Source organism: Yersinia vastinensis (assembly GCF_902726565.1).
GTDB lineage: Bacteria > Pseudomonadota > Gammaproteobacteria > Enterobacterales > Enterobacteriaceae > Yersinia > Yersinia vastinensis.
Genome location: NZ_CACVAF010000036.1, coordinates 1 through 1,013 on the forward strand (window position 1 = coordinate 1; position 1,013 = coordinate 1,013).

Here is a 1,013-nt window from a genome sequence, read left to right on the forward strand (position 1 = left end):
CGAGCCTGATATTGTCCCGCATAAATCCCTTCAACCTGAAATCCTTGTGCGGATGTACGTGGCGCTGATATCCAGTTACCATTATCGCGCCGCCACTCTGCCTCGTATGCTATTGCGCTAGCAGCCGGCTCCCATGTCACACGCAATGTTGTTACGGCCAGCCCTTGAGATAGGGCCGAAAAGCTATCAATAACAACATTCGTTGGTGGCGGCTGAACGCTGGGAGGAATAACGCTGATTGGACGGTCCTCTATTCTGGCCCCAGTATCGATGCGGTCAAATTTATTAGGATCATACTCAATAGCTGTGATGTCGTAAGATACCCCGTCACTTCCCTCAGTTATGCCCGTGACACGAAAAAGCTGTAAAGCCAGATCGCTGGCATCGATGGCCCAAACTGATTGGGGAACAGGTGTTACGCTAAATGCCGTTGTGACAGTGATAACTTTCCCCGCAACAGTTTGAATCGTTCTCCCCTCGCTCTTTCCGGTAGGAAGATTCACAATAAGTCGCTCACCCACTGCAGCGGAAGAAACTCTATCGAGTGTAATATTACGACCGTTAACCTTGCTTATCCGTCCCCCAAGAGGCCGACCAGCAACCATTTCATCGGCAATTCCCACAATATAGCCGGGTAGAGGTATCTTCCCATCCAGACCAACTGTGAACGATACAGAACGATCAGCATCATTGGTGTGTAGAACCCACTTTCCGCGACGAATCGCCTCAGTTTGTCGAGTGCAACCGATAGCGGTAACATCTGCCTGTTTCACACCAAACCGGCGAACTAGCGCAATCTCAGATACAGGCTCAATCGCATCTTGATAGCCATTGGCCGGATCAGACCACGACACGAACGCATGGCTATAATGTGTTTTTTCACTGGCGCTGCTGTAGGTTAATTTTCCATCTTTCACGTTGGCGCGGGTGATTGCGTAATCCATATCACGGGGCATATCGGCCAGAACGTTCATCTGATTATTGGCCCAGAAGGTCATGCCACGGAATATAGC

1 protein-coding gene is annotated in these 1,013 nt (G+C 50.1%); it reads right to left on the bottom strand.

Features of this window, described 5'->3' with window-relative positions; genetic code table 11:
- Window positions 1–1,013, bottom strand: a 1,013-nt coding sequence (locus tag HUZ92_RS20705) for a TipJ family phage tail tip protein (protein WP_174846894.1), incomplete at both ends; no start/stop codon positions are given.